Raw genomic sequence first — 23,198 nt, 5'->3', positions numbered from 1 at the left:
TTCTGGAGCGGCACACCAAAGGCGCAGGCTCACCCTGCAAATCAAGGGCTGACACAGGGTTGCGTGATGTGCCTCACATCCCTATGTTAATGAGAAATCACATCACTGATGGATGGCTGCGGGTGCCGAAGTGGCCTGTACGAACACGGGCGCGGCGATGCCCATCCTCGTCGGAAGCAGGTGGAGCACGTGGTCGACATCAACAGACGCGGCGTCTTGACTCTCGGAGCCGCGCTCGGACTAGCAACGGTCGTCAACCCCTCTGCGGCATGGTCGTGGTCACCAGCCGCGTCCATCGCCGGCACCGGGGCAGGCGTCGATCCTCAGTGGGTCTGGGACGACGACATCGACCGGATCATGGCGTCGGTCATCGACAACGGTCAGGTCCCGGCGGTCAACAACGCGATCGGCCCCTGGGTCAACAACAACCATCCGATCCCCAGCGGCCTCCCGCCGGAGCTCGCGGCCTTCCTGACGGACTCCGCAAAGCTCCCGACCTGGGCCAACATGACGAAGCTGCGGCGCGCAGCCGACTTCAACCGCCGCAAGGACTCCTACCTGTTCTTCATCTACGGGATCGGCGGCGGCATCATGAGCACCGTCATCCCGCGAGAGGCCAGGTCGGTCTACTGGTCCAAGGGCGGCGCCGACATGCAGGACCGCGCGGCGAAGACGTTCACCTTTGGGTACGACCTGAGCGACCTCAACGCCTTCGAACCGAGCGGCCAGTTCCTGGTCACCTCGAACAAGACCCGGATGGTGCACGCGGCCGTCCGCCACATGCTCCCGCAGTCGCCGTACTGGAAGGCCGTTGCGGACGAGCAGATCCCGATCAGCAACGCCGACATCCTCGTCACCTTCCACAGCACCGGCACGTTCGCCCACAAGAAGATGAAGGAGTGGGGCGTCCGGATGTCGGCCGCCGACGAGGAGGCCTTCCTCCACTCCTGGCAGGTCGCCCTGCACATGCTCGGCGTGCGAGACGAATACATCCCGGCCACGTGGGCCGCCGCGCACGCCCAGGCGGCGCAGGTGCTCACGCCGATCCTGGCACCCACCCCTGAGGGCAAGGTGCTTGCCGAGGTCCTCCTAGGCCTCACGGCACAGATCGATCTCGGGGTCACGCGCGGATTCCTCAACGAGTTCGCGCGCTATCAGCTCGGCAACGACATCGGCGACTGGCTCGGGCTCAAGCGGGACTACGTCTCGGCGGGAGTGATCAAGGCCGGCTGGCCGGCGTACGTCGCCTTCCGCGAGGGCCTGATCCCGATCATGCCGACGACGTTCCGCGTGTTCGACCAGTTCATCAAGGCGATCGCCATGGCGTTCCTCAACAACGGAGGGTCCGGGACCACCACGCCCATCACCATTCCCGACATGAACCGACCTGGCGTCTGAGGCGCCCCGACAGGTGGGTCCGAGCACTCGCTCGGGCCCACCTGTCTGTCTCGGCTACGCCTCGGGCCGCCACCCCAGGGCACTGACCATCAGCGCGGTGACGGCGCTGCGGTGGTCTGGCGTGTCCTCCCAGCGCAGCCTGCGTCCGGCCTCCACCACGACCCCGAACCCGGCGTGGACCAGCACTCGGGCCTGCCTGTCGTTGAGATCTGGCCGTACGGCCCTCAGCTGCTGCTCCCAGATCGCGATGTGGTCGCGCTGTGCGAGGACGAGCGGCCGCTGAAGCCCGGCGGGCAGGCCGGCGAGCTCGGCCTCGGCGACGCTGGTGAGCGCCCGGTGCTCGAAGCTGTACGCCACGTACGTCGCTGCCAGGGCGACCACAGCATCGTGCGGGTCGGGGCAACCCATCAGCGCCTGGTCGACGGCCTGGGACAGCAGCCCGGCGGCCTGGAGGCACGCCGCAGCCAGGATGTCGACCTTGCCGGGATAGTGGCGGTAGATCGCCGAGGGTGCGATCCCGACGACCTCGGCGATCCGGCCCAGCGTCACGTGAGCAAAGCCGTCGCGCTCGAACAACGGGATGGCAGCAGCCAAGATCTCGGCCCGCCGGGTCCGGGGCACCGGCTGCGCAGGAACACCGACCGACGACTCGGTGACAGCGCGAGACGGCTCGGTCGCCACCACCCTCAAGGCAGCGTCGACGAGCAGCTCCTCTGCACGCGAGGGTGAGATGCGCGTGCGGTGCATGGTGATCGAGCCGATGGCGCCGAGCGCGGCGGCGGCGCGCACGTCCGCGTCGGAGGCACCCGACTCGACTCGCACCTCCTCGGCGACCCGGCCGACGACGTACGCGAACTTTCGCCTGAGCACCCGTCGATCGTCCGGATTCAGGTAGCGCGCCTCCCAGCGATACACGCCACCCGTGGCCCGGTGCGCAATCGTCACGCGGGTCGCGGCGGTGAACAGCTCCTCGAGGCTCGCCTCGGACGACAGCTCCTCGAGCGCCTCGAGCAGTCCGTCCGCCATGAAGGTCACGCACTCGGCGAACAGCGTGTACTTGTTAGGGAAGTGGCGATAGAGCGCGGGTGCTGTGATGCCGACCCTGTCGGCGATCTCCTCCATGGACGCGGCGTAGTAGCCCCGCTCGTTGAAGACCCGGCCCGCGGCGTCGATGATGAGCTGCCGCCGGTTCCGCGGGCGCGTCGGCGCGGCCGCCGCCTGCGAAGGTGCGTGGGCACCGGCGGCGTACCGCCCCGTACGCCCCGGCAGCAGTTCCATGTCGCCCAGTCAATCACCTGGCCGACCACACCGACCACATAACGGACGGGTTGTCCGCAGCTGCGCCGATGACGGTGTCGTCGTCGGGTGACAGCGTCAAGAATGCGTCAGTACGCGTCAGCAAGTCGTGTGGACGGCAGAAACCGACCGCGGACGCAGGCACGGTACGGAGGTGAACAGATACGCCGATGTCGATGCTCTCCTGCGCAGCACCAGCCACGCCTTCCACGACGCGGTTCGCGCCGCCCTGACCGCCGATCGGGACCACGCGGACGCCGTCCTCGCCGGTCCGCAGGCGCCCACCTCGCAGACTTGATCGACGAGCTCGCCCGAGAGGTCACCCTCGGCAGTGCCGAGCCAGCCGGCCCCTGGCTCACCCTCGAGCTGTCGGTGCTGCTCCAGACCGGCGACCGGCGGTTCCGGCAGCTGCTGGACGCAGGGCCCACGGGCGATCTCGGCTGTGCAGCCGCGCTCTTCGAGGTGGTCGACCACTCCACCAGAGACCAGTCCCCTCTCGCCGCGCTGTCCGGAGCGTTGGCGACGGCACTGCTCCAGGTGTCGCGACAGGCTGCCGCTGCGTGACAGCCCGCGCCGGAGTGTCAGAGGTGATCCGGCACCGTCAGCGCATCGGGGTCCGAGCGCGGCGGGACGCACGAGAGCGCGACCTGCACCAGCGCGGTGCGCGTCCTCAGCAACGCCTTGCGTCGAATCCCACGCTCGTCGCCGAGCCGCTCCTCGACGGCCGCCACGATCTGCTCCTCGGTGAACGTCGGCCGGGTGCCCGCCTCGACCTCGACGTCCGGCAGGCTGATCAGCACCGGCAGCACCTGGTCTCCGAGACCGCTCATCAGCTGATAGCGCTCGTACCGCGAGAGCGCATTCCACGCCTCGTCGACATCGCGCCGCCCCTTGCGCACGTCCTTGTCCTGTGCGGCCATCACGGTCTTCGCCACCCCGGTGACAGCCGCGGTCAGCTCGTGCTCGGTGAACCTCATGGACAGATCATGCCCGGACGTCAGCGCGCCCCGAACAGCCGCTCCGTTGCTCGGGAGTCGGCGTACTCCTCGAACCTCGCGATCTTGCCCTCGCGCAGCGTGACGACGAGGCAGGACGGGATGCGCACCGGGGCACCGTCGGCGTTCGTCCCGACCGCCACCGACTGCAGGACCCACCCGCCGTCGAAGACCTTCACCCGTACGTCCTCGACGCGGAGGTCCGCTCCTGCCTGCTCCTGTCGCGTCCGGGAGGGGGTCTGCTCGATCTCCGCCTCCCGCTCCCCGATGTTGTGCCACGTGCTCACCCCCGCGGCGTAGACGTCGTCGTCCGCCCGGCGGCCGGCGAGGAAGGCGGGGAGCCAGCGGCGGGCGAGGGCGGCCGCGCGGTCGACGCCTTCGGACGTCGGTATCTCGATCACAGGAAGGCTGTCCTCACGCATACGAAACACGTCTGTAACGCGGCGATGTCACCATGTTGGCGATTCTCCCCCCGGCGGGACGTCGACGTCCCGCCAATGCAGAACAACTGCACACAGACGCTGAGGAGCGGAACGCCCCCGTTTGCTCCCCAGCCACGAACGGCCCCGGAATCCCCCGATCCGGGGCCGTTCTCCGTGTGCAGCGCGTGCAGCGGGGCAGCACGACTACGGCGTGGTGATCGGAGCCTGGAGCATGCCAGCGATCGCGTCGCACAAGAACGTACCGGCCTCCGCCCAGAGCGCCGGCACGTCAGACGTCGCCGCACGGGCCTCGATATCGGCACAGGCCGTGCTGACGACGTGGGTCATCAGCTTCGCTCGTGCGTCGACGATCGACCGGTCGAGATGTGCCAGCCGGTCGGCGGCCGACGCGGTGATCTGCGAGGAGCTGCCTGCACTGGTACGCACCAAGGGCCCAACGGTGGGGTCGTGGATGGCCTGGTCCAGGAACCGCGCCCGCCACGAGGGGGCGGGAAGCGTGGCGAGCACGTCGGTGAGCGGGATGACCAGGGCTCGGATGTCGCCGAGCAGCGAGTCCGACTTCGCGAACATGGACTGCTGGGCGGGCTCGACGGCGGCACGGTGCCGATCCAGCAACGCCTGGAGGAGCCCCGTACGACCACCGAAGTAGTAGTGGACCGCGGAGTGGTTGCTGTTCCCCGCAGCTTCGGCGACATGGCGGTCGGAGACGGTGTGGACCCCGTGCTCGGCGAAGAGGCGTTCGGCGGCGTCCAGGAGGTGGTTCCGGGCGTCAGGACGTGGCATCGCACTCTTTCGCTTCAGCTTTGTGACGGGCGACTCACGGTATCGCCTCACCATAATAAGCCATGTGACTTAAAGTAGGTCCACGGCCTACTTCCGGGCCGACCGCCTCTCGAGGAGATGACCTTGGCGTCCAGCGTCGACCCAGCACCCCCGGCTCCCACTGATCCGGCGGCGAAGTACCCACCCCCGCCGCCGGAGACACCGGCGGAGCGCAAGGGCCGGCTCGTCGCGCTCTTCGTGATGCCGTTCCTGATCGTGACCATGATGTACGCGACGTACATGGGCACCATGCACAGCCCGCACGCCCGAGACCTTCCGGTCGCCGTCGTGGGCGTGGGCGCGGGCGTCCAGCAGTTCGCGGACGACCTCCAGGAGAGCTCCGGCGACGCACTCGAGGTGCGCACGGTGGACACGCTGCCCGAGGCTCAGGAGCTCATCCGCGACCAGGAGATCACGGGGGCGATCGAGGTCCCCGTCGCCGGCGCGAGTGCGACCATCCATCGCGCCATGGCCGCCGGCGCGTCCCAGGCGAGCCTCGTCGACAAGGCGCTGACGCCCGCCGCGGTCGCGGAGGGCTGGCAGGTCGAGACGGTCGACGTGGTGCCACTGGCCGACGGCGACGGATCTGGCACCCTCGTGCTCTTCGCGGCAATGGGGATGATGCTGGCGGGATACGTTCCGCTGAGCACGCTCCTGTCCGGCCTGCCGAACCTGCTGCGGCTGCGCCGGTTCCTCCCCCTCGCGCTCGGCTGGGGCGCATTCACCAGCTCCCTGATCTGGCTGATCCTCGGCCCGATCGTCGGTGCCGTCGACGGCCACTACCCGCTGTTCCTCGGGATCGGCACGCTGGCGGTCACCGCAGTCGGCGTCACGCAGCTGATGTTCACCAAGGTGCTCGGTCCGTTCGCGGTCCTGCTCGGCATGCTGCTCTGGGTCGTGTTCGGGATGCCGGCGTCCAACCTGGCCATGTCGATCCACTCGATGCCCGAGATGTTCCAGTGGCTGCAGGGCGTACTCCCACTGCCTGCTGCAGGGGAGGCACTGCGCTCGGTCCTCTACTTCGGCGGCGCCGGAGTCTGGAAGCACGTCGTCACCCTCGCCGTGTGGCTGGTCGCCGCGCTCCTCCTTGCCGCGCTCAAGGAGCGTCGATCCGGCGAGCTCATCATCGCCGGCCCGCTCTACACGGCTCCAGACGCGCCACTGCCTGCCCTGCCAGGAGGGCCCGTCGCGCGCTACCGCACCCGTCTCGTCGCGGCCCTCATGTTTCCCCTCACGATCGTCGTGACGGTCGTGACGATGATGAGCTTCTCGATGCACGAGCCGGACGTGAACGACCTCCCAGTGGCGGTGGTCGCAGCGCATGCCCAGGCCGAGCAGCTCGTGGCAGGACTGGAGCCGGAGCTCGGCGAGTACGTCGACCTCAGCATCGTCGAAGATCGCGACGAGGCGGCCGACCTCCTCCGCAGCCAGGAGATCGTGGCCGCGTACGTGCTGCCCCAGGCGGCCGGAGAGAGCCCCACGCTCGTCACCGCCGGCGGCGCCGGCGCCAGCCAGCAGACCGTCGTCACCCAGATGTTCACCCCGATCGCCGCAGCCAGCGGCAGCGAGCTCGCGCTCGAGGACGTCGCACCGCTCTCGGAGAACGACGTCAACGGCAGCAACAGCCTCTACGTCGGCATGGGCTGGATCATGGCCGGGTTCCTCTTCTTCGCCGTCATGCGCGGCGGGGCACCCGACCTCACTCGGACCCGGCAGCTCCTCCCGCTCGTCGCGGGCTGGTCGGTCGGCATCTCGGTCTGGCTGTGGTTCCTCTTCGACGTCCTGATCGGAGCAGTCAACGGACACGCCCTCGAGATGATCGGCTACGGCTCACTGACCGTGTTCGCCGTCGCATGGGCCAGTGCCGTGCTCACGCGGACGCTCGGGCTGTTCGGACTGATCCCGGTGATGATCGTGGTGATGCTCGCCGGAGTGCCCGCGTCGGGTGGCGGTCTGTCCCTCTACATGGTTCCTGAGTTCTTCAGGCCCCTCGCAGACATCCTGCCGCTGCCGGCCGCGGTCGACCTCGCCCGATCGGTGGTCTATCTCGACGGCACCGGGGTCGGAGGCAACCTGTTGGTCCTCGGGATCTGGGGCGTCGTCGGTCTGCTGCTCAACCTGCTCGTCGTCGACCCGTGGCTGAGCCGGAAGAATGCCCAGCCGCCAGCCCCCCTCGGCCCGAAGTACACGCCTGAGCGCGGGAGCAAGCAGAAGCCGGTCAGCCGTGACGAGGACGGCGACAAGGAGCGCGACGCCTTGGCACCGGTAGGTGCTTCGCCCGTGGGGACAGCCTGACCACAGGAGCACCCCCGCCGAGGCGATGACGTGCCCGCCCGGTAGGCTTCCTCAGAGCCAGAACGACGACATGTCGCTGAGTGAAGGGTCCGCCCCACCTCAGCCTTGAACGGCCTCGGATTTCCCCCGATCCGGGGTCGTTCGCCGTTCCACGGGCACCGCACGGACGGTCCGCAGGGCCTCGATCCAGTCCGGGTTCCTCGCGTACCAGGAGTGTCCGAGAATCTCCGAGACCGCACCATCCTGCATCGCAGAGTCGTACGCGACCGGGTCGGCGAGCCGCCAGTCCGCACCGCACCGCCTGGTCTGATGCTCGCCTGCGTACGTATCGGGCCTAGCACCGTCGTACGGGGCCGGGAAGTGCCACGACATGGCCGGCGGGCGGCCCTCGTGTCCGCTCGTGTCGATCTCGCGCCGCCACGACAGCACCGGCCCCGCGAGCTGGTCGGTGACGCGGTAGAGGTTGATCCACGCGCCGTTCATCCGGTCGTACAGCCACGCGATCGACGCGAAGCTCACGTACTCGGGGAAGGCCCGCGGGAAGATCACCCGCAGCTGCGAGCCGAACGTCAGCAGCGCGATCCGCTCGCGCTCGGCCTGCGAGAGCGTGGTCAGCGTCGCGAAGCTCAGGAGGCTCCCCTGGCTGTGTCCGCACAGCACGATCGCACGCTCGTCGTCGCGGGCCGGGTGCCGCGCGAGGTGCCAACGCAACCGCGCCCGCAGGTCGGCGATGCTGCGCTGCGAGTACGGACGGGGCGCGAACGGGTGGACCGCGTGCGGCCAGAAGCCCAGCACGTCCCACGCAACGTTGAGGCCGCGGCGCTTGCCTTCCTGCGCGACGGCCTTCCGGCTCGCGGCGAGCAGCACGCCCGCAGCGCCCAGCAGCACCCACGCACCGAAGAGCGCGACGACGTTGGACCGGGCGAGACCACCCTCGGCGATCACGAACTTCGGCTGGCTCGCGAGGTCGAACAGACCCCAGGCCTCGCGGCACTGGTCGATCTCACTGGCGTTGCGGCACGGCCACAGCTCCCAGGCCAGCACACCGGCGAGCACCATCCCGAAGAGGACGAACGCGACGCACGAGGGTCCGATCGCGTTCTTGAGGCGCGCGACGTGCACGGCCTTGCGGACACGCTTCTGCCAGCGTTCCGCAAGGAGCGGATGGCCCGCTCCCCCGTACATGGCCTGGACGCGATCGTCTACGGCGTGCCGGATCTTCGGCCACATCCGCCAGACGAACAGCGTCAGCGCGATCAGCACGAAGACGACCACGTTCAGACCCCACGCGTACGCGACTCGGTCCAGCATCGGCGTGGTGCCGACGTTGAGGTCGCCCGCCATAGGCTCATCCGACGGCGATTGCGACAAGTTGAGCAGCGACGAGATGCCCGTGGTCACCGCTGCGGCGAACCCGACGCCGACGAATGTCCCGATGGTCGCGACGACCGATGCGGCCATGCCGCCGGCGTACGGCATGAACGCGCGCGCCGAGCTCCCCTTCGGCGGGCGCTCCCTCCACAGGGTCGCCACCAGGAGTGCATTGGCGAGGAGCAGGGCGACGAGGACGACGACCCCGATGACGAGCAGCCAGTTGGCGATGTAGTCGAACGACTCGGGCCGGTCGAAGACCTGGGTCCACTCGGTCGTGCTGATCCCGCTGGTGGTCGCGACGACGTAGACCAGCAGGGCGCCGCTCCCGACCACGAGCAACGGTGACACGACGCCCACCAGCCAGTGCCACGCCCGCCGTGCGCGCACGAGCGGCGCCGGAAGGCGGACGCTGCGTGCACTCTCGGGCTCGCCGAGCAGCGTCGCGAGCACCACCACGACGACCCACGAGACGATCGCCAGGCGGAGCGGTACGTCGTCGTGCCGCCACGCGGTCGGGTGCGGGGCCCACACGCCCATCGCGCACACCACCAGCCAGCCCGCGGCGAGGTGCAGGTCGCGGAGGATCGGCGCGTCGGAGTCACCGGCGTAGAACGCGTCGTCTGCCAGCGGCGTCGGCGCGGCGGCCGCCGGCGTGGGGCCGACCCGTGGGGTGCGCGTGCTCGGCGAGCGCACCAAGGTCCACCAACGCCCCATGCGTCCGCGTTCGTAGCCGCGCCCGAGGATCGGCAGCACGAACATCACGACACCGGTGAAAGCGGTAGCCGCGCCAACGACGACGTTGGGGTCGAGGTTGCCCAGGAGCCGCACCTGCGGCGCCCACCGCCACGCGAGGAGGTCGATGAGCACGAGCCCCGCGGAGAACGCGAACAGCGACGTCAGCAGGATCGCGAGCAAGCGCAACAGGCATCGGCACAGCCACTGGGCGAACGCGGCAAGACGGTGGTTGCCCACCGGCAGGAGCATGAACTGCGCGGCGTTGACCATCCCGAAGGGCAGCAGCACCAGCCACAGCGCCTTGACCTTGCTCCCCGAGGTGAGACGCCCCCAGTGGTAGGCCTCGAGAACCTGCCCGTCGTCGCCCGGAAGCTCCGCACCTGTCGCATCGGTGGAACGGAAGTAGCGCGACTCGTCGTCGCCGCCGACCTGGACGACGTGCGGGCGGTCGAGCATCGAGCCCGGCGGCGTCCCGCTGACCCCGTGCACCCGCAGCTCGACCCAACGGCCGGCATCGGTGTCGCCCACGCGGACCACCCCCTTCTCACGCGCAATCTAGACCCGCTGCAGGGTCCCGCCAGTCGTGCTTGTCCGTGTCGCCCGTGCCATCGTGAGACATGAGCTCGAGCACCCTGGACGTCGACGGTCGGTCGTTGAAGGTCAGCAACCTCGACAAAGTGCTCTATCCCGACGACAAGACGACCAAGTACGACGTCATCCGGTATGTCCTGTCCGTGGCCGAGCAGCTCCTGGCCCAGCTCGCCGACCGCCCGTGCACGCGCAAGCGCTGGCCCGACGGGGTCGAGGCCGACGCGTTCTTCGAGAAGAACGTCCCACGCGGAACGCCCGACTGGGTCCGTACGGTCGAGGTCGCCACGCCTGGGAGCTCCACGGGACGCGACTCGCTCGTCTTCCCGGTGGTCGAGCACCGGGCCGACCTCGTGTGGCTCGCGAACCTCGCGGCGCTGGAGCTGCACACGCCCCAGTGGACGGTGGGGCCACGTGGCGGGATCCGCGACGCTGACCGCCTGGTCATCGATCTCGACCCGGGCGCACCCGCCGGGCTGGAGGAAGCCGTACTCGTCGGCCATCTCGTACGCGACCGCCTGGAGGCAGACGGGTGGACGACCGTCCCGGTCACGAGCGGGAGCAAGGGGCTGCACCTGTACGCGTCGCACGGTCGCGAGTCGTCGCCCGATGCGCTGCGCGACTACGCCCGCGCGATCGCCGACGAGCTGTCCGGTGAGCACCCTGATCGCGTGCTCTCGGCGATGAGACGCTCTGACCGTACGGGCAAGGTGTTCTTGGACTGGAGCCAGAACGTGCGTGCCAAGACGACCGTCACGCCGTACTCGCTGCGCGGTCGGTCCCGTCCGTGGGTCGCGGCACCCCGGACGTGGGACGAGCTGGAGGACCCGCCGTCGGTGCGCCAGGTGCTGTACTCCGAGGTCGGCGACCGGCTCGAGCGGTACGGCGACCCGATGAAGGCGCTCATGGCGGGCTGAGGCAGTGGCCGCAGACGGCGGCTCAGTTCGTCACGGTGCGACGGCAGACCTCGTCCCACGGTGTCGGAGCCAGCCCGAGGGTGCGCTCGGCGTCGGAGGAGTCGAGCAGGTACGGGCGGGTCCGCTGGTAGTTCGTCTCGGCCAGCTCGCGCATCATCGGCACGAACCGCCCCATGGCGCGTACGCCGATGTCAGGGACCGTCCGGACCGGCACCGATCGTCGCCCGGCTGCCGCCATCACGTCGTCGAGCGCCTCCTGCTGACTCCGGGGTGGATTGCTCGGCACGTGCCAGACCCGACCGGCCAGCTCCGGTCGGTCGGAGAGGGCGATCTGCGTCCGCGCCACGTCACGCACATCGGTCCACGAGTGCGGGAGGTCGGCGCGCCCGAGGGTCCACACCGGTCGCCCGCGCAAGGCGGTCGGGACCAGACGGGTGAGGACGCCGTTGGCGCCGACGTCCTTGCCGACGTAGTCCGAGCCGCGCACCTCCACCGCGCGCACGCGCCCGGCCTGGTGCGCCGCGAGCGCCTCGGCCCACATCCTGCCGCGCACCTTGCCTTTGGGATCGGTCGCGGCATCGGGCATCCCCTCGGTCATCGACGCATCGACCGGCCCGTACGGATAGAGGTTGCCCGTGATCACGAGCAGGGCGCCCGACTTCTCGGTCGCCGCGAGCATCGATCCGGCGAGCGGCGGCCAGACCGTCGTCCAGGTCGTGTACGACGGGTTTGCACAGTTGTGGAGGGCGTCGGCACCGTCGACCGCGGTCAGGAGCACAGCCGCGTCCGAGGCGTCCGCCGCGACCGCTGTCGCGCCAGGGACGGCGGTGCCGCGCCGTGTCACGACGGTGACCCGAGAGCCGCGTTCGACGAGCTGGGCCGCCACCTCCCGGCCGACTGCCCCGGCTCCGACGATCACGTGGTGGTCCTGCATGATGATGTCCTTTCGATGGAGGAGAGCACTGCTCTCGTCTCACCGTACGACCTCGGCGGCCGATTGTCGAGAGCACTGCTCTCATCTATGGCATCCTAGAGTCCGTGCCGCCCACCGAACCAACCGGACGCAAGCGCCGCAGCCGTGATGAGACGGTCGCCGCGATCCTCCGCATCGCCCGCGACCACCTCGCCCAGACGCCTCCTGACGCCCTGTCCTTCCGCGCCATCGCCCGCGAGCTCGACCTCGTGTCGTCGGCCGTCTACCGCTACTTCCCCAGCCGTGATGCCCTCCTGACCGCCTTGCTCGTCGAGGTCTACGACGAGCTCGGCGCACACGTCGAGGCCGCCGATGCTGCGGTGCAGGACCGCTCGCGCACCGCGAAGCGCCTCGCGGCCTTCACCCATGCCATACGCGACTGGTCCCTCGCCCATCCCAACGACTACGCGCTGATCTACGGGACCCCAGTGCAGGGGTACGCCGCTCCAGAGGACACCGTGACGCCGGCACAGCGTGTCACGACCACGCTCGTCCGGATCGTCGCCGACTCATGGCGGGGACGCGCGGTGCCCGCTGGCGAGACGACGGGCACCACGCTCCGCGCGATCGTCGAGCCGGTCGACGTGTTCGTCGAGGACGCCACCGGCACGAGCCTTCCTGGCGAGGTGACGATGCGCACCCTGATGGCATGGACGACGATCTTCGGGACGGTGTCGTTCGAGCTCTGGGGTCACTACCCCGCCGAGCTGCCCACGTCGGCCTACATGGATGCCCTCATCGATCGCCTGGCGCGCGATCTCGGACTCAGCTGACCCCGCCGCGGCTCAGCGGGTGGCGGGAGTGCCCTGCAGCAGGCCGACGAGCCGGTCGGCCGTCGCGAGCAGGTCGGGCGCGGGCTCCAGGCGAGCGGCGCCGACGCTCCCGGCCGACTCGGACCACCCAGATCCCCCGACGAGGACCACGGGCCCATCGCCTGCCGACGTCGCGATGGCGTCGACGACTCCCGAATCCGGAGCGTGGCTTGCCCACAGATAGACCGCGGCAGGTGTCACCCGTCGCAGCAGACCCGCGACGGCGTCGGCGGTGACCTCGAACCCGAGCGAGAGCACCGCGATGCCCTTGCCGGCCAGCGCCGCCTCGAGCGCGAGGAGCGCGAGCGACTCGGCCTCGGCGTCGACGGAGGCCAGGACGAGCGGTCGCGCTCCGACGTAGCGCGGCGCGTACGTCCTCGCGACCGAGCGCAGCTCCACCTCGAGCCGCTCCAGCGCGATACGCTGCGACTCCACGCCGATGATGCCCGCCTCGACTCCGTCGCTGACCTCGCGCAACGCGGGCGCGAGGACGTTGACCCACGCCCCGAGGACGCCCCAGTCGCGTACGGCGTCGGCGAGGACCGTGGTCAGTCCGACGACGTCGAGGGCGGCGGCGGCGCCGACGATCCGCGTGACCGACTCGTCCGGCGTGGCGATGACGTGACCAGGGGCGTGGTAGAGCGGGTCGTCCGAGGCGAGCGCGGCGACGAGACCGCCCGCGTCGAGCGAGAGCGCGACCCGAGCGGCCGACTGCGCCGAGACACCGCTAGAGACGATCCGGTTCATCAGCTGGACGCGACGGATGTCGGTCTCGGTGTAGCGCCGGTGCCCGCCGCCGGTGCGCTGGCTCGGCCCGATGCCGTACCGGCGCTCCCACGTCCGCAGTGTGGGCGTCGCGATGCCCACACGCTCGGCGACCGCACCCACACCCCAGAGGAGCTCAGATTCGTCGCCCATGCTCGTCTCCAGCGCCGCCTCGAGCGGCTTGGTGGTCGGTAGTTCGTCGGAGTCCAGGGCAGTCGCCCCACTCTCGCCCTCGAAGGAGTATCTCGTCATCGAGTGTCGCGTGTGCACGTGCCTCCCGCCACACGGATCTTGTGCACTGAATCAGATTTGGATAAGTTCTGAACCAGTTGCATGCCGCGTTGATTCATAGGGGGTACCAACATGGCAAGCATTGCCCGCCTTCCAATGCCTCTGATGGAGGCGTACGAATGGCAGTACGAGGGAGCCTGTCGTGAGGCAGACCCCGAGACGTTCTTCTCTCCTGAGTCCGAGCGCGGCCCCCGTCGGCACGCTCGTGAGCACCTGGCCAAGACGTACTGCGCGCGTTGCGTGGTCCGTGACCAGTGCTTGCAGCACGCGCTCAAGGTGAAGGAGCCATATGGCGTCTGGGGAGGTCTCACCACAGGGGAACGTGCCGCTCTCCTCACGGGCGAGCGCACCGCAGGGTAAAGCAACACGAGATGGCCGGCCGGTCCCCGCAACCGGCCGGCCATGACCCGCCCGGGCGCTGGCTACGGCTAGCCCCAGAAGAGGCGTTCGACCACCTGGCGCGCACGTCGCGTCGTCCGTAGGTAGTCGTCGACCATGTGCTCCCCGCCATCGATCCCGTAGCCGAGCAACCACGCGATTCCTGCGCGGTCGTTGGCGTTCGAGGGAAGCGAGGCCGCGGGACGGTTGCGCAGCAGCACGTAGCCGTTGCGGATCCGGCCCGCGAGCCGCCACGCGGCCTCCAGCACCGCGGCATCGTCGGCGGCGATCAGGCCCGCGCTCACCGCCGCATGCAGCGCCGGCAGCGTCTCGGTGGTCCTCAGACCGTCGATCTCGTGGGCGTACTGCATCTGCATCAGCTGGACGGTCCACTCGATATCGGCGATGCCTCCGCGCCCGAGCTTGAGGTGGGTGGCCGGGTCGGCACCCCTCGGCAGCCGCTCGGAGTCGACGCGCGCCTTGATCCGGCGGATCTCTCGCACGTCCTGCTCCGAGACACCGTCGGCGGGCCAGCGCAGCGGGTCGACGAGGTCGCGGAACGCCGCGTTGAGCGCGGCGTCGCCGATGACGGGGGCGGCACGGAGCAGAGCCTGCGCCTCCCACACCATCGACCAGCGCGCGTAGTAGGCACGGTACGAGGCGAGCGTGCGCACGAGCGGACCCGAGCGTCCCTCGGGGCGCAGGTCGGCGTCGACCTCGAGCGCCGGGTCGGGTCCGGCCCCTGCGAGGATGCGCCGCAGCTCGGTCGCGACGGCGATCGCCGACTGGCTCGCAGCCGACTCGTCCGCGCCGGGCAGCGGGTCGTGCACGAACATCACGTCGGCGTCGGACCCGTACCCCGCCTCGCGTCCACCGAGGCGCCCCATGAGGACGACCGAGATCCGGGTCGGCACCTCACCACCGCGCTGCGTCGCCACGGTGCGCGTCGCGACCTCGAGCGCCGCCTCCAGCGTGGCGACGCTGATGTCGCTGAGTGCGTGACCGACGTCGACGACGTCGAGCCGACCGAGGACGTCGGAGGTCGCCACGCGCGACAGCTCGCGGCGACGGACCCGGCGCACCGTACGGATCGCTTCCTTCGGGTCGTCGTGGCGACGCGCCGCCGAACGAGTCTCGGTCGCGATGCGCTCCAGGCTGCGTGGAGCGAGCTCGGCGTCGTCGCCGAGGATCGCGACCGCCTCGGGCGCCCGCAGGATCAGGTCGGTGACGTACGCGCTTCCGGCGAGAATCTTGGCGAGCTGCTCGGCGCCCTCGCCCTCGTCGCGCAGCTTGCGGAGATACCAGTGCGTCGCCCCGAGGCTCTCCGAGACCTTGCGGAACGCGAGCAGCCCTCCGTCGGGGTTGGGTGACTCCGCGAACCACGCGAGCATCGCCGGCATGAGCTGGCGCTGGATCGCCGCCGACCGCCGGACGCCGGTGGTGAGCGCGGCGATGTGCGTGAGCGCCGCGCGCGGGTCGTCGTAGCCGAGGGCCTCCAGCCGCGCCCGCGCCGCCTCCGGGGTCAGCCGCAGGGCGTCCGACGGCATCGCCGCGACCGCGTCGAGCAGCGGGCGGTAGAAAAGCTTCTGATGGAGCCGCAGGACCTCACGACGCTGGGCCTGCCACTCCTTGAGGAGGTTCGCGGCAGGGTCGGTACGGAACGCCAGCGTCCGCCCGATCATGCGCAAGGTGCGCGGGTCGGTCGGGACGAGGTGCGTACGCCGCAGGCCGTCGAGCTGGATGCGGTGCTCGAACGTGCGGAGGAACGTGTACGCCTCGGTCATCGCGGCCCCGTCCGTGCGGCCGACGTACCCGCCGTCGACGAGCGCCCGCAGCGCGTCGGTGGTCGAGCGGACCCGCAGGCGTTCGTCCGTACGCCCGTGGACGAGCTGGAGGAGCTGCACGGCGAACTCGACGTCACGCAGGCCGCCCGGCCCGAGCTTGAGCTCCCGGTCGAGCTGCTGAGGCGGGATGTTGTCGATCACCCGGCGGCGCATCGCCCGCGTGTCGACGACGAAGTGCGGGCGCGTCGCGGCCTGCCACACCCTCGGCATCAGTGCGTCGACGTACTCCCGACCGAGGTCGGCGTCGCCCGCGACCGGTCGCGCCTTGAGCAGCGCCTGAAACTCCCACGTGCTCGCCCAGCGCTCGTAGTAAGCGACGTGGCTGGCGACCGTACGGACGAGCGGGCCGTCCTTGCCCTCTGGTCGGAGGTTGGCGTCGACCTCCCAGATCGTGCCCTCGCGGGTGTGGTCGCTGCACAGGCGCATGAGTGTCGAGGCGAGCTGGGTGGCCACCCGGGCGGCCCGCTGCTCCTCGACGCCGTCGACAGGGGCGTACGCGAAGACGACGTCGACATCGCTGACGTAGTTGAGCTCGCGGCCGCCGCACTTGCCCATCGCGATCACCGCGAGGCGAGCCTGCTCGGCGCCCTCGACCTGCTCGCGCGCCAGGCGCAGCGCCGACGCGAGCGTGGCACCTGCCAGGTCAGCGAGCTCGGCCGAGGTCTGCTCGTAGCTGCTGCGCCGGGTCAGGTCGCGCGCGGCGATCTGCACCAGCTGGCGCCGGTACGCGATGCGCAGCGCGTCGCCGTCGGCCACCTCGCCGAGCACGGACTCGAATGCCGCCTGGTCGCGCGGCTCGAGCGGCATCGTCGTCGCCCGCAGGTCGAGCACCACCGCGGGCCGGCGGACGAGGAACTCGCCGAGCGCCTGGCTCGCACCGAGCACGGCGACCAGCCGCGTGAGCAGCTCGGCGTCGGCCTCGAGGTGCTCCTCGAGCGTCCCCTCCCCCTCGAATGCGGCCGCGATCGCGCACAGCATCCGCAGCGCGAGGTCGGGGTCGGCGCCGTGCGCGACCCGCTCGACGATCGCGGCGGAGCGGATGCCGCAGTCGTCGAGCAGCGACGCCGCGGCGTCGGCGTCGGTGAACCCGAGCCGCGCGAGCCAGCCCGACGTCGTCCGCAGGCGCTGCGGTCTTCGCTCCTCCGACACGCTCAGACCCGAGTCACCAGCCGGTCGAGCTCGAACTGCGTCACCTGCGAGCGGTACTCGTGCCACTCCGCCCGCTTGTTGCGCAGGAAGAAGTCGTACACGTGCTCGCCCAGCGTCTCGGCGACCAGCTCGCTGCTCTCCATCTCACGGATGGCCTCGTCGAGGTTGCGGGGCAGCGGCGCGATGCCCAGCGCACGGCGCTCGGTCTCGGTCAGCGCCCAGACGTCGTCCTCGGCCTCCGGCGGGAGCTCGTACCCCTCCTCGATACCCTTCAGGCCGGCCGCGAGCACCACGGCGAACGCGAGGTACGGGTTGCAGCCGGCGTCGATCGCGCGGTGCTCGATGCGGGCCGAGCCGCCCTTGTGCGGCTTGTACATCGGCACCCGGACAAGCGCCGAGCGGTTGTTGTGGCCCCAGCAGACGTACGACGGGGCCTCGCCGCCGAAAATGAGGCGCTTGTACGAGTTGACCCACTGGTTGGTGATCGCGGTGATCTCCGACGTGTGCTGGAGGATGCCGGCGATGAACGAGCGCCCGGTGCGCGAGAGCTGGTACTCGGAGCCGGCCTCGTAGAACGCGTTCTCGTCGCCCTCGAACAGGCTCATGTGGGTGTGCATGCCCGAGCCCGGGTGGTCGGTGAACGGCTTGGGCATGAAGCTCGCCCACAGGCCCTGGCCCAGCGCGACCTCACGGACGACCGTACGGAAGGTCATGATGTTGTCGGCCGTCGTCAGCGCGTCGGCGTAGCGCAGGTCGATCTCCTGCTGGCCCGGAGCGCCCTCGTGGTGGCTGTACTCGACGGAGATGCCCATCGCCTCGAGCATCGTAATGACCTCGCGGCGGAAGTCCTGGCCGCCACCCTGCGCGGTGTGGTCGAAGTAGCCGGAGTCGTCGACCGGGACCGGGCGCGTCCCGCTCTCGGGCTTGCCCTTGAAGAGGAAGAACTCGACCTCGGGGTGCGTGTAGAAGCTGAAGCCCATCTCGGCGGCCTTCGCGAGCGTCCGCTTGAGGACGAAGCGCGGGTCGGCGTACGAGGGGCTGCCGTCGGGGAGCTGGATGTCGCAGAACATGCGCGCGGTCGCCGGCGTCTCGCCGCGCCACGGAAGGATCTGGAACGTCGACGGGTCGGGCTTGGCGAGCATGTCGGCCTCGTGGACGCGGGCGAAGCCCTCGATCGCCGAGCCGTCGAAGCCGATGCCCTCGTCGAAGGCGCCTTCGAGCTCCGCGGGCGCGACCGCCACGGACTTCAGATGCCCGAGGACGTCGGTGAACCACAGCCGTACGAAGCGGACGTCGCGCTCCTCGAGCGCACGCAGCACGAAGTCTTCCTGCTTACCCATGGGCCAAGTGTGCCCGTGATTCGTGACGGCCGGGTGAACGGGTCCGAATCGCTGGGGCAGTTCGGCGGCCGACGGCACAGATCGGGGACGCTAGGCTCGCCACGTGCCTCAGCTTCGCGTCGCTCTCGCCCAGGTCAACGCCCGCGTCGGGGATTTCGACCACAACGCCGAGCTCGTGCTGAGCCGCTGCCGAGACGCTCACGAGGCTGGCGCCCACCTCGTCGTGTTCCCCGAGATGGTGCTCACCGGCTACCCGCTCGAAGACCTCGCGATGCGCGCCTCGGTGGTCGGCGCGTCGCGGGCCAAGGCCGAGGAGCTCGCCCGTACGCTCGCCGCCGAGGGCCTCGGCGACCTCGTCGCCGTCGTCGGCTTCCTCGACCAGGCCGAGGGCGTCGCCGAAGGACCCGGCATCCCCAAGAACGCCCCCCAGAACGCGCTCGCTGTCATGCACGGCGGGGAGATCGTCGCGCGCCAGGCCAAGATCCACCTCTGGAACTACGGCGTCGGTGACGAGATCCGCACCTTCGTCCCCGGTGACATCCTCAACGTCCTCGAGGTGAACGGCACGGACGTCGCGATGCTCATCTGCGAGGACCTCTGGCGCGACGGGATCGCCTCGGCCGTCCGCGCGTCCGGTGCGGGCCTGCTCGTCGTCCCCAACGGCTCCCCGTACGAGGCCAACAAGGACGACGTTCGTCTCGACCTGTGCCGACGACGCGCGGTCGAGGGCGACTGCGCACTCGCCTACGTCAACCTGGTCGGAGGCCAGGACGAGCTCGTCTTCGACGGCGACTCCCTCGTGGTCGATGCCGAAGGCACGCTGCTCGCCCGTACGGCGCAGTTCGTCGAGGAGCTCCTCGTCGTCGACCTGGACCTGCCTGCGGCCCGGCGCCTGATGCCCCCGGCCGACACCCGGTTCGCGGGGCTACGCATCGTCCGTACGGTCATCACCACCGAGCCCGTCGCCCCGTACGAGTCGGTCACTTCCCCGGTGCTCCCGCGGCTCGACGACCTCGAGGAGATCTATCGCGCACTCGTCGTCGGCCTGCGCGACTACGTCGAGAAGAACGGCTTCCGCTCCGTGCTGCTCGGCCTGTCCGGCGGCATCGACTCCACGCTGTGCGCCGCGATCGCCGTCGACGCGCTCGGCGCCGACCGGGTCTTCGGCGTCTCCAACCCCAGCGCGTATTCGACCGAGCACTCGCGCTCCGACGCCGCCGAGCTCGCACGCCGTACGGGGCTCGACCTGCGGACAGTCGCGATCGCGCAGATGGTCGACGCGTTCCAGGAGGCGCTGGGCCTCAGCGGGCTCGCCGAGGAGAACCTGCAGGCCCGCGTGCGTGCCGTCGTCTGGATGGGCCTGTCCAACCAGGAGGGCCACCTCGTGCTCGCCTGCGGCAACAAGTCCGAGGTCGCGACCGGCTACTCGACGATCTACGGTGACGCGGTCGGCGGCTACGCCCCGATCAAGGACGTCCGCAAGACCCTCGTCTGGGAGCTCGCCCGCTGGCGCAACGCGTACGCCGACGCGCGTGGCGAGACGCCGCCGATCCCGGAGAACGCGATCAGCAAGCCGCCCTCGGCCGAGCTGCGTCCCGGCCAGCTCGACACCGACTCGCTGCCCCCGTACGAGGTCCTCGATGGCATCCTCGACGCGTACGTCGAGCGCGACCTGCCGGCGGCCGCGGTGGTCGCGGAGGGCTACGACCCCGAGCTGGTCGAGCGGGTGGTGACGCTGGTCGACCGCGCCGAGTACAAGCGCCGCCAGTACCCGCCGGGCCCCAAGGTCACGCGGCGCAACTTCGGTCGCGACCGCCGGGTCCCGATCACCCATGGCTGGCGCGAGCACCTCGTCACAGACTGAGCCCGTTCGCCTCCGGTGCCCGAGCAACCGCCCGGGCACCGGACGCGTACAGCCGGCTCAGCAGCTGCGCGGCAGCGCCTGACGGTCGAGCGTGACCTCCGTCCCGCGGGTCACCCGTACCATCCCGGCGTCCTTCCACTCCCCCTTGCCGCGACGGCAGCTCAGACTCCACGACTCTCGTATGTTCGCCGTGGCCGCCTGGCTCGGGCGGTCCGACGGGTTGACGTGCCACGAGAAGCGACCGCTGGACGGGACAGTCAAGGTCGTCTCGACGCGGTCGTCGACCGGCAGGGTCAGCGGCAGGCTCTCACCCGGAAGCGTCACCGGCGAGCTGGTCACCGTGACGTCCTTGCGCAAGGCGAGCTCCGTCCCCGGCTTCGCCGAGCCCGAGATCAGCGCGTGGTAGGTGGGATCGCTCGCCTGCCCGAACGCGGTGAGGAACGCCTCGCGTGCGGTCGACCCCTCATACTCGCCGGTCCCGAGGTACTGGTCGATCACCGACGGGTACGGCGGGTGGAACCGATCGTTGTCGCGATGGCCCGGCGTGTTCTCGAACGTGAACGCGAACGTGCCGCTGGTGTAGAACGATGTCTGCTCGGCCGTCCCGCTCGCGTCGTAGTAGATCTCGGGCCACGGTCCGGCCGGCCACCCCATGATCTGCCCAAGGATCTCGGCGATCTGCTGGTAGATCGCTTCCTCAGCCGGGGTGGGCTCGTTCGGCGCGCTCGGGGCACGTAGTACCCGCTCGTCCGGGGTGTGGTTGCTGATCGCGAGCGTGACCTGGTGGGCGTTCACGAGGTCGATCATGTTGGCGATCTCCGGCTCCGACGCCGGGGCCGCACCGCGATAGTTGCTGTCCGTCGTCCGCGCGCCCGATCCGGGTCCGCCCCAGAAGGCCGTGTAGTTGCGGTTGAGGTCGACGCCCACGTTGGCGGACTCCGCCGCCGCGCACTGCGCGCGGGTCGGGACCTCGCCGTCGACGACACGGCAGTTCTTGCGCTTCTGCTCGTGGACGAGCCCACGTGACATCTCGTACCCGTCGGGGTTGACGACCGGCACGGCGACGAGGCGGCCCCGCTCGAGCATCGACGTGATGCGTGCGTCGCTGCGGTCGTTCTGGACGAGGTCCCAGAGGAACTCCATCGTGAGCTCGGTCGTCGGCCACTCGCGCGAGTGCGTGAGACCGGTGAGCAGGAAGACGGGCTTGCCGCTGTCCTTCTTCACGTCGTGCGTGATCTCGACGCCATAGACGGGCGTGCCGAGCAGCGACGGGCGCGGCAGGCGGAACAGCGTGACGGTCTTGGGATAGCGCTTCGCCAGGCTCGCCAGCTCCGCGTTGACCTCCTGGAGCGTCCGGTACGAGACACGGCCGGTCGGCAGGTCCGAGCGCTCGCTCGGGTCGGCGGCGGCTGCTGCAGCGGCCGCGCTCTCCTCGGCGCGCGCCTCACGGTTGACCGCGTCCACGTCCTCGACCACGACGTCCCACCCGAAGCCTGCCTTGCGCAGCGTGCGCGCGTCGGACTCGGCGTGCAGCATCACCTCGACCTCGCCGCCGTCCTGCGCGCCACCACCGTGGTGGCTGATCTCGTCCAGCCCCAGCGCGGTGAGCCGCTCGTAGTCCCCGCGGTCGTCGAGCATCACCTCGACGATCGACGTCAGCCCCGGCTCGTACAGGCTGGGCTCGTCTGCCGCCGCGGACCCCGGGGCCAGCGCGCCGATCGTCAGGGCGAGCACTCCGAGCGGTGCGGCGATCCGCCCGCGTCTCCTGCGACCGGGCTGGTCCCCCGTCGTCTGTCGTTCGGTCATCGACTCCACCTCTTCGCTCGATGAAATGCGTGCGCACTCAATCTGGCGGCGACGGGCTTCTCGCGCGCGACGAAACGATTTCCGTCATGTAACGCAAAACACATCAGAGGTCACCTGAAGCCGGTACGACGACCCGGTGGTCCCGTGGCAGTCTGAAGACGTCCGTGGACTCCAACCGGGAGCTGCGAGAACGAAGGATCACGATGTCCGAGAACACCTCCGCCCCCAGCGGCGGCGCCCCGCAGGAAGAGCCCGCGCCCTACGGCACCGGCTCCACCCAGACGCCCGCGACCGCTCCCGCGGCGCGCAAGCGCGTCCGGACGTACACGCTCGCGCAGATGAAGGAGCGCGGTGAGAAGTGGACGATGCTCACCTCGTACGACCAGTACTCCGCGCAGATCTTCGACGAGGCGGGCGTGCACGTCCTCCTCGTCGGTGACTCCGCGGCCAACAACGTCTACGGGTACGAGTCGTCGCTGCCTGTGAGCGTCGATGAGCTCGTCCCGCTCGTGCGTGCGGTCTCGCGCTCCGCGAAGCACGCGTTCGTCCTCGCCGACCTGCCGTTCGGGTCGTACCAGGGCTCGCCGGAGCAGGCGTACGACACCGCGGTGCGCTTCATGAAGGAAGGCCACGCGCACGGCGTCAAGCTCGAGGGCGGTGTCGAGATGGCCCCGCAGATCCGACGGCTCGTCGACGGTGGGGTGCCGGTCTGCGCGCACATCGGCTTCACACCGCAGTCGGAGCATGCGCTCGGCGGCTACCGCGTCCAGGGGCGTGGCGATGCCGCCCAGAAGACCGTCGACGACGCGCTCGCCGTGCAGGAGGCCGGGGCGTTCGCGGTCGTCATGGAGATGGTGCCGGGCGACGTCGCCACCGAGATCACGGCGAAGCTCCACATCCCGACCATCGGCATCGGCGCCGGTGCCGGCACGGACGCCCAGGTGCTCGTGTGGCAGGACATGATGGGCCTCAACGCAGGCCGCCTGCCGCGGTTCGTGAAGAAGTACGCCGACCTGCGGACGACGATGCTCGACGCCGCTCGGGCGTACGTCGCCGACGTCGAGGGCGGCACGTTCCCCGGCGAGGAGCACACCTTCTAGCCACGGGCTGTGC

19 protein-coding genes are annotated in these 23,198 nt (G+C 70.1%); 9 read left to right on the top strand and 10 right to left on the bottom strand.

Going from position 1 to position 23,198, the window contains the following annotated elements:
- The first annotated feature begins 216 nt into the window (after positions 1 to 216).
- Entirely contained in the window at positions 217 to 1,398 is a 1,182-nt protein-coding gene (locus HCT63_RS18100; RefSeq protein ID WP_220471289.1) for an oxygenase MpaB family protein, read from the top strand.
- 54 nt (positions 1,399 to 1,452) lie between these two features.
- Here the strand turns inward: HCT63_RS18100 and HCT63_RS18095 are convergent, their stop codons facing one another.
- On the bottom strand, positions 1,453 to 2,676 hold the full coding sequence (locus HCT63_RS18095) for a TetR/AcrR family transcriptional regulator (RefSeq protein ID WP_167008151.1): 1,224 nt from the start codon (positions 2,674 to 2,676) through the stop codon (positions 1,453 to 1,455).
- A gap of 172 nt (positions 2,677 to 2,848) precedes the next feature.
- Here HCT63_RS18095 and HCT63_RS18090 point away from each other — a divergent pair, with 172 nt between their 5' ends.
- Positions 2,849 to 2,992, top strand: coding sequence for a hypothetical protein (locus HCT63_RS18090; protein WP_167008149.1), 144 nt, complete (start codon positions 2,849 to 2,851; stop codon positions 2,990 to 2,992).
- The gene (locus HCT63_RS18085) at positions 2,989 to 3,258 is read left to right on the top strand and encodes a hypothetical protein (RefSeq protein ID WP_167008146.1); all 270 of its coding nucleotides are present in this window, start codon (positions 2,989 to 2,991) and stop codon (positions 3,256 to 3,258) included. The genes HCT63_RS18090 and HCT63_RS18085 overlap by 4 nt, the downstream gene beginning before the upstream one ends.
- A 17-nt stretch (positions 3,259 to 3,275) precedes the next feature.
- Here the strand turns inward: HCT63_RS18085 and HCT63_RS18080 are convergent, their stop codons facing one another.
- From HCT63_RS18080 to HCT63_RS18070, 3 genes are all read right to left on the bottom strand, one after another.
- Entirely contained in the window at positions 3,276 to 3,671 is a 396-nt protein-coding gene (locus tag HCT63_RS18080) for a hypothetical protein (protein WP_167008143.1), read from the bottom strand.
- A 20-nt stretch (positions 3,672 to 3,691) separates the two neighbouring features.
- A complete protein-coding gene (locus HCT63_RS18075) occupies positions 3,692 to 4,111 on the bottom strand; it encodes a hypothetical protein (protein WP_167008140.1) in 420 nt (139 codons plus the stop codon).
- A gap of 204 nt (positions 4,112 to 4,315) precedes the next feature.
- Positions 4,316 to 4,915 carry a TetR/AcrR family transcriptional regulator gene (locus tag HCT63_RS18070; protein WP_167008137.1) on the bottom strand — a complete coding sequence of 200 codons (600 nt, stop codon included), beginning with the start codon at positions 4,913 to 4,915 and terminating at the stop codon, positions 4,316 to 4,318.
- 123 nt (positions 4,916 to 5,038) lie between these two features.
- Here HCT63_RS18070 and HCT63_RS18065 point away from each other — a divergent pair, with 123 nt between their 5' ends.
- A complete protein-coding gene (locus HCT63_RS18065; protein WP_167008134.1) occupies positions 5,039 to 7,249 on the top strand; it encodes an ABC transporter permease in 2,211 nt (736 codons plus the stop codon).
- A 99-nt stretch (positions 7,250 to 7,348) separates the two neighbouring features.
- Here the strand turns inward: HCT63_RS18065 and HCT63_RS18060 are convergent, their stop codons facing one another.
- Entirely contained in the window at positions 7,349 to 9,886 is a 2,538-nt protein-coding gene (locus HCT63_RS18060; RefSeq protein ID WP_167008131.1) for a hypothetical protein, read from the bottom strand.
- Positions 9,887 to 9,975: 89 nt separating this feature from the next.
- On the opposite strand from HCT63_RS18060, the gene ligD reads away from it, so the two are divergent.
- Positions 9,976 to 10,863: a non-homologous end-joining DNA ligase gene (gene ligD / locus HCT63_RS18055; protein ID WP_167008128.1), complete on the top strand. Its 888-nt coding sequence runs from the start codon at positions 9,976 to 9,978 to the stop codon at positions 10,861 to 10,863.
- A gap of 22 nt (positions 10,864 to 10,885) precedes the next feature.
- Here the strand turns inward: ligD and HCT63_RS18050 are convergent, their stop codons facing one another.
- Positions 10,886 to 11,797 (bottom strand): NAD-dependent epimerase/dehydratase family protein, encoded by a 912-nt coding sequence (locus tag HCT63_RS18050; RefSeq protein ID WP_167008125.1) that lies wholly within the window; start codon positions 11,795 to 11,797, stop codon positions 10,886 to 10,888.
- Positions 11,798 to 11,901: 104 nt separating this feature from the next.
- Here HCT63_RS18050 and HCT63_RS18045 point away from each other — a divergent pair, with 104 nt between their 5' ends.
- Positions 11,902 to 12,609 (top strand): TetR/AcrR family transcriptional regulator, encoded by a 708-nt coding sequence (locus HCT63_RS18045; protein WP_243843104.1) that lies wholly within the window; start codon positions 11,902 to 11,904, stop codon positions 12,607 to 12,609.
- 12 nt (positions 12,610 to 12,621) lie between these two features.
- On the opposite strand, the gene HCT63_RS18040 is transcribed toward HCT63_RS18045, so the two are convergent.
- On the bottom strand, positions 12,622 to 13,665 hold the full coding sequence (locus tag HCT63_RS18040; RefSeq protein WP_167008122.1) for a MerR family transcriptional regulator: 1,044 nt from the start codon (positions 13,663 to 13,665) through the stop codon (positions 12,622 to 12,624).
- A gap of 111 nt (positions 13,666 to 13,776) precedes the next feature.
- Here HCT63_RS18040 and HCT63_RS18035 point away from each other — a divergent pair, with 111 nt between their 5' ends.
- Complete coding sequence (locus tag HCT63_RS18035) at positions 13,777 to 14,064, top strand: WhiB family transcriptional regulator (protein ID WP_167008119.1); 288 nt, start codon at positions 13,777 to 13,779, stop codon at positions 14,062 to 14,064.
- 68 nt (positions 14,065 to 14,132) lie between these two features.
- Here HCT63_RS18035 and HCT63_RS18030 read toward each other — a convergent pair whose 3' ends face one another.
- Positions 14,133 to 17,075, bottom strand: a complete 2,943-nt coding sequence (locus HCT63_RS18030) for a bifunctional [glutamine synthetase] adenylyltransferase/[glutamine synthetase]-adenylyl-L-tyrosine phosphorylase (RefSeq protein ID WP_208322506.1) — start codon at positions 17,073 to 17,075, stop codon at positions 14,133 to 14,135.
- A gap of 2 nt (positions 17,076 to 17,077) precedes the next feature.
- On the bottom strand, positions 17,078 to 18,415 hold the full coding sequence (glnA, locus tag HCT63_RS18025) for a type I glutamate--ammonia ligase (protein WP_167008116.1): 1,338 nt from the start codon (positions 18,413 to 18,415) through the stop codon (positions 17,078 to 17,080).
- A 103-nt stretch (positions 18,416 to 18,518) separates the two neighbouring features.
- On the opposite strand from glnA, the gene HCT63_RS18020 reads away from it, so the two are divergent.
- Positions 18,519 to 20,279: an NAD+ synthase gene (locus HCT63_RS18020; RefSeq protein WP_167008113.1), complete on the top strand. Its 1,761-nt coding sequence runs from the start codon at positions 18,519 to 18,521 to the stop codon at positions 20,277 to 20,279.
- A gap of 57 nt (positions 20,280 to 20,336) precedes the next feature.
- Here the strand turns inward: HCT63_RS18020 and HCT63_RS18015 are convergent, their stop codons facing one another.
- Positions 20,337 to 22,085 carry a zinc carboxypeptidase gene (locus HCT63_RS18015; RefSeq protein ID WP_167008110.1) on the bottom strand — a complete coding sequence of 583 codons (1,749 nt, stop codon included), beginning with the start codon at positions 22,083 to 22,085 and terminating at the stop codon, positions 20,337 to 20,339.
- A 203-nt stretch (positions 22,086 to 22,288) separates the two neighbouring features.
- Here HCT63_RS18015 and panB point away from each other — a divergent pair, with 203 nt between their 5' ends.
- A complete protein-coding gene (gene panB, locus HCT63_RS18010; RefSeq protein WP_167008107.1) occupies positions 22,289 to 23,185 on the top strand; it encodes a 3-methyl-2-oxobutanoate hydroxymethyltransferase in 897 nt (298 codons plus the stop codon).
- Positions 23,186 to 23,198 lie beyond the last annotated feature (13 nt).

The sequence above is a fragment of the Mumia sp. ZJ430 genome (assembly GCF_011751845.1).
Taxonomy (GTDB): domain Bacteria; phylum Actinomycetota; class Actinomycetes; order Propionibacteriales; family Nocardioidaceae; genus Mumia.
The sequence above is the reverse complement of the archived record's forward strand: the minus strand, read 5'-3'. Positions and strand labels throughout refer to the sequence as shown.